Origin of the sequence: Parvibaculum sp., assembly GCF_040882025.1 — a bacterium.
Lineage (GTDB): Bacteria > Pseudomonadota > Alphaproteobacteria > Parvibaculales > Parvibaculaceae > Parvibaculum.
Genome location: NZ_JBBECC010000078.1, coordinates 1 through 5,163 on the forward strand (window position 1 = coordinate 1; position 5,163 = coordinate 5,163).

Sequence of the window (5,163 nt, forward strand, 5' to 3'; positions counted from 1 at the left end):
CTTGCGGCGGCTTCTGGATTGCCGGATCAAGTCCGGCAAAGACGAATGGGGAGAGGCACGGGGAGGACCGACGGGCATGGGGCGTGCCCTCATGCGCTTCTTCCGCGCGCCTCGATCGGCCAGATGTCGACGAGGGTGTCGCCGCGGACGACGTGGTAGGCGTCGTAGAGATTGACGGTCGGGTCGCAATGGGGGGTCATGGCCGTCAGTGTACTGCCGATTTCGAGTTTTGCGCCGTCGGGGAGCAGGATGCCGCCCTGCTCGTCGCCGAAGAAGAAATAGCCGGCCCCTTCCGGCGCGCCCGACAGCAGCACGGGCGGGTCGGCGTCGGTCGAAAAGGATTTGAAGCCGGCGTCGGTCGTCGCCAGGTTCTTCGTGTTGGCGGAAACCACCGTCATCTGCACCGAAAGCGAGGTTTCGAAGGGGAAGCTTGCGCCGTTGCCGAGCGCGACGTCGTTATATTGCTTGTCCATGAAGATGTAGGAGCCGCCCTGCAGCTCGGTCAGCACGCTTGCCTCGGGGTCGATATTGTAGGTGCCGGTGCCGCCGCCCGAGACGATGTCGCAGGGCAGGCCCTTCGCCTTCAGCGTATCGCGCATATCGCCCAGCACCTGCATCGCCGCCAGCGACTTCTCGCGGCGCTCGACGAAGTCGTGAATATGCATCAGGTGGCCGGCATAGGCCTGCAGGCCCTTCAATTCCAGTTTGTCGGCCGCGTCGACCAGCTCGGCCAGCGCCAGTGCATCCTCGCCGGGGCGGATGCCGGTGCGGTGGAGGCCGACATCCAGATCGATCAGGATTTTCAGCGGGTGGCCCGCTTCCGCCGCGGCGGCGGCGAGCGCGCGGACATTGACCGGATTGTCGACCACGACCATCAGGTCCGGAATTTTCGCGTTGAGCGCCGTCAGGCGCTCGATGCCCTGGGCGGTCACCACCGGCGAGGTGATGAGGATACCGTCAATGCCGCCTGCAGCCATGGCTTCGGCCTCGCCGAGCTTGGCGCAGCAGACGCCCAAGGCCCCGGCCGCGATCTGCGCCTTCGCCACCGTGACCGATTTATGCGTCTTGGCATGCGGCCGCAGATCGAGGCCGCCCGCCTTGCAGTTTTCGGCCATCAGCGCGACGTTGCGCTCGAAGGCGTCGAGGTCGAGCACGAGCGCCGGCGTGGCGAGACGGGCGCGCGATCCCGGCTTGCCAATGAGGGCCCTGTTCGTTTCCAATGCGCCGTGCATGCCGTTCTCCCCTTGATGTGCGGGGCGCATCCTAAGTGCAGCGCGGGCGGCATACAAACAGGGGAATTGCGGCAGGCCCCATGCAATATGTTAGGGTCGGCCAGTTCGGGTTTTATACGGGGGTGTAAAAATGGAATCGATCACGTTGCCGGCGCTGATGGTGCTGGCCTCGCTTTCGGCCGGGGCGCCGGAGCCCGAAATGAGCAAGATACCCGCGCCGCAGCAAATGGCGCAGGGAACCTGCTCGCTCAGCGGCCAGCAACGGGCGGGCGCGCGCAAATACTGCTATTACAATTGCGGCGAGACGGTGCGTACCGTCGTTATCGCCGCCGGGCGCAACTGCGCCTTCTCCATCCGGAGATAGGCACGAAACGAAAGATCATGGCAAAGGCACAGGCAGCGCAAAAGGCAGCGGGAAGCGACAAGCGGGAGATCATTCTCACGGCCGCGCTCGACCTGTTTCGCCATTACGGTTACCGGCGGACCTCGATGGAGGATATCGCGCGGGCCGCCGCCGTCGCCAAGGGCACGCTCTACCTCTATTTCAAAAGCAAGGACGAGCTGTTCGAGGCGATATGCCAATCGCTGGCGGCCCAGATCGCCGAAGGCGTGACGGCGGCCGAGGCGCTCGACCTGCCGCTCGAACCGAAGCTCATGGCGCTGATGGAAGCGAAGTTCGGCTTTGCCTATCGCTGGGTGCTGTCGAGCCCGCATGCGGCGGAGCTGATGGAATCGAGCAGCCGCCTCTCCAACGATTATTTCGAGCCGGTGACGCAGCAGTTCCGCAACGCGGTGCTGAAGCTCGTGCGCGAGGGAACGGCGTGCGGCGCCCTCAACCCGAAGGCGGTGGGGCTGAGCCAGGACGGGGCCGTGGACGTGCTGATCGCGGCCGCCTATGGCGCCGAGAAGTCGCCCGACGAGGCCACCTTCAAAACGCGGCTTGCGGCGATCGTGCGGCTGACGCTCCGGGGCCTCAGGGCTTAAGCAGGCACAAGGCAGCCGGCTCCCAGCCGGCGACATCGAGCGCGGGGTCGACGCGCCACCGGGCGGGCGGCCGCGCCACCCTGCCGGCTTTCAGGATCGCATTGAATTCCTCGCGCCCGATCTCGCGCAGGCCCAGCGCCGCCAGATGGGCGGTCATGTGCTTGCCGTCATTGAGCGTGAAGCCCCATTCGGCGAGGTGACGGTTGAGCGTCACGAAGGCGATTTTCGAGGTGTCGCGCGCCCGCGCGAACTGGCTTTCGGTGAAGAAGACGCCACCCGAGGCGACGCCGTAGAGCCCGCCGGCGAGATTGCCGTCTCCATCCCACACCTCGACCGAATGGGCGTGGCCAGCGCAATGGAGCGCGCGGTAGGCGGCCATGAAACGCGGCGAAATCCAGGTCAGCGCATGGCGGCCGGGGCGCGGCGCGGCGCAGGCCCGCATGACCTCCTCGAAGGCCGTGTCGAAGGTGACGCGGTAGCGGCCCTGGCGCAGCACGCGGCGCAGGCTTTTCTCGATGCGGCTTTCGGCAAGGAAGAGGACGGCGCGGCGCGACGGCGCCCACCATTTCTGCGGCGGCAAGTGGCACCAGGGATAGATGCCGGCCGCATAGGCCGCGACCAGGCGGTCGACCGACATCGGCCCGCCTATGTCGACGAGCCCGTCGGGCAGGGCCAGCGCCTCCTCAGGGGGGCGCGTAAAAAGGCCGCGGCGGCGGCCCAGAAGCCGTTCGAGGGCGAGCCGCGCGAAGCCCAGCGGATGCAAGAGGCGCGGCGGCATCAGGGCCCAGGCAAGCCCGAGCGCGCCGTTGACCGCCGGCCGCAGCAGGCCCGGCAGCGGCAATCGTCTCGTTTTGAACCATTCGGGCGCGTGCAAGGCTGGCCTCCATATTGCTCCCGCTTTTCATTCAAGAGCGAGGCCACGCGCAGCGCCAGACCAGGGGAGCGAGCCATGACGTCAAGCGACAGTCATTCGAGCGAGGACAATGTCCTGACGCTGAAGCCTGCCCGCCTCTCGGCGGTCTTGTGGGCGGCGTCTTTCGCGGTCGTCGCGGCCGGGATTTTCCGCGAATGGTTTGTGTTCCGTTTCGGGACGGAGACGCTGCTGGAGGATTTGCGGCATATCGCGCTCAATGCCGAGTATTGCCTGCCGGCCTGGTACTCCTCGCTGCTGCTGATCTCGGCGGCGGGGCTCCTGGCCGTCGTTACCGCTTCGGCGGCACGGAACGGCGAGCGCTATCTGTTTCACTGGGCGGTACTCGCCATCATGTTTGCCGGGCTTTCGGCCGACGAGGCGACCGGCGTTCACGAGCTTGCCATCGAACCTTTGCGCGAGGCGCTGGGCCTCAGCGGCATCTTCCATTTCGGCTGGGTCATCCCCGGCGCGGTGCTGGTGGGCCTGGTGGGGCTTGCCTATATCCCCTTCCTGCTTGCCCAGCCGGGCCGGACAAAGCTCGTTTTCCTTGTGGCGGGCCTCCTTTTCGTCGGCGGCGCGCTCGGCATGGAGATGGCGGGCGGCTATCTGCTGACGCTTTATGGCGAGCAGAGCCTCGCCTACACGGCCGCCTTTATCGTCGAGGAGAGCATGGAGATCGCCGGCGCCACGCTTTTCGTGACCGGCCTTCCGGGGCACCTCAAACGGCAATATGGCGGCGCCACGCTGTCCATGGCCTGAGCCCGGCCCGCGGAACGCATCGCGGGTAAAACAAGACAGGGAAAATGGGAGGATACCGGCCCTGCCCCGCTTGACAGGGGGGCTTGAGGCTCCTATTTGTCCACAGCGCCTTGGCACTCATCCGTCGCGAGTGCTAACAGGGCCAAAAAATCAAGAATTTTCCGCGCATTAGCGGTTTGAGACACAGGAGAAGCCAGAGATGAAATTCCGTCCTCTGCATGACCGCGTCGTTGTTCGACGGCTCGAGGAAGAAGCCAAGACCGCCGGCGGGATCATCATCCCCGATACGGCGCAAGAGAAGCCCTCGCAGGGTGAAGTGGTCGCGGTGGGCCCGGGCGCCCGCGGCGATGACGGCAAGATCATCGCGCCGGACGTCAAGGCCGGCGACCGCGTGATCTTCGGCAAGTGGTCGGGCACCGAGGTCAAGATCGACGGCGAAGATCTGTTGATCATGAAAGAGTCCGACATCATGGGTGTGCTGGAAGGCGCGGCCAGCAAGAAGAAGGCCGCCGCGTAAGGCCCGCTACCGGATTCCGGTCGCGGGCTTTTTTGTTGGGCCCTTGCGACCGATCGTTCCGTTTCATGAATTCAGAAGGACCAAGGAAAAATGGCTAAGGAAGTCAAATTCGGCCGCTCGGCCCGCGAGAAGATGATCCGCGGCGTCGACATTCTCGCCGATGCGGTGAAGGTGACGCTGGGCCCGAAAGGCCGCAACGTCGTGATCGAAAAGTCGTTCGGCTCGCCGCGCTCGACGAAAGACGGCGTGACGGTCGCCAAGGAAATCGAGCTTGAAGACAAGTTCGAGAACATGGGCGCCCAGATGGTCAAGGAAGTCGCTTCCAAGACCAACGACACGGCCGGCGACGGCACCACCACGGCGACCGTGCTGACGCAGTCGATCGTGCGCGAAGGCGCCAAGGCGGTTGCCGCCGGCATGAACCCGATGGACCTGAAGCGCGGTATCGAGATCGCGGTTCGCGTGGCCGTCGAGGACATCACGAAGCGTTCGAAGAAGGTGAAGTCCAACGACGAAGTGGCGCAGGTCGGAACGATTTCGGCCAACGGCGAAAGCGAAATCGGCGCGATGATCGCCGAAGCGATGGGCAAGGTCGGCAATGAAGGCGTCATCACGGTGGAAGAAGCCAAGTCGCTCGACACCGAGCTCGAGGTCGTCGAAGGCATGCAGTTCGACCGCGGCTACCTGTCGCCCTATTTCATCACCAATGCCGACAAGATGATCGCCGAGCTCGAAGAGCCGCTGATCCTGCTGCACGA

The 5,163-nt window shown here is 65.1% G+C and carries 7 protein-coding genes; 5 read left to right on the forward strand and 2 right to left on the reverse strand.

The features are described 5' to 3' along the window. Nucleotides 1-89: 89 nt before the first annotated feature. Nucleotides 90-1,232 carry a DSD1 family PLP-dependent enzyme gene (locus tag WEB61_RS05265; protein ID WP_368063281.1) on the reverse strand — a complete coding sequence of 381 codons (1,143 nt, stop codon included), beginning with the start codon at nt 1,230-1,232 and terminating at the stop codon, nt 90-92. Nucleotides 1,233-1,362: 130 nt separating this feature from the next. Here WEB61_RS05265 and WEB61_RS05270 point away from each other — a divergent pair, with 130 nt between their 5' ends. Together WEB61_RS05270 and WEB61_RS05275 are read left to right on the forward strand one after the other, a co-directional pair. Continuing rightward, entirely contained in the window at nt 1,363-1,596 is a 234-nt protein-coding gene (locus WEB61_RS05270; protein WP_368063282.1) for a hypothetical protein, read from the forward strand. Nucleotides 1,597-1,613: 17 nt separating this feature from the next. Next, a complete protein-coding gene (locus WEB61_RS05275; protein WP_368063283.1) occupies nt 1,614-2,216 on the forward strand; it encodes a TetR/AcrR family transcriptional regulator in 603 nt (200 codons plus the stop codon). On the opposite strand, the gene aat is transcribed toward WEB61_RS05275, so the two are convergent. After that, nucleotides 2,206-3,090 (reverse strand): leucyl/phenylalanyl-tRNA--protein transferase, encoded by an 885-nt coding sequence (aat, locus tag WEB61_RS05280; protein ID WP_368063284.1) that lies wholly within the window; start codon nt 3,088-3,090, stop codon nt 2,206-2,208. The two genes, WEB61_RS05275 and aat, sit on opposite strands and share 11 nt — an antisense overlap. Nucleotides 3,091-3,165: 75 nt before the next feature. On the opposite strand from aat, the gene WEB61_RS05285 reads away from it, so the two are divergent. From WEB61_RS05285 to groEL, 3 genes are all read left to right on the forward strand, one after another. After that, the gene (locus WEB61_RS05285) at nt 3,166-3,888 is read left to right on the forward strand and encodes a hypothetical protein (RefSeq protein WP_368063285.1); all 723 of its coding nucleotides are present in this window, start codon (nt 3,166-3,168) and stop codon (nt 3,886-3,888) included. 199 nt (nt 3,889-4,087) lie between these two features. After that, the gene (groES, locus tag WEB61_RS05290; RefSeq protein ID WP_368063286.1) at nt 4,088-4,405 is read left to right on the forward strand and encodes a co-chaperone GroES; all 318 of its coding nucleotides are present in this window, start codon (nt 4,088-4,090) and stop codon (nt 4,403-4,405) included. A 90-nt stretch (nt 4,406-4,495) separates the two neighbouring features. Next, nucleotides 4,496-5,163: chaperonin GroEL (gene groEL, locus WEB61_RS05295; RefSeq protein WP_368063287.1), on the forward strand; the 668-nt coding region annotated here is incomplete at its 3' end.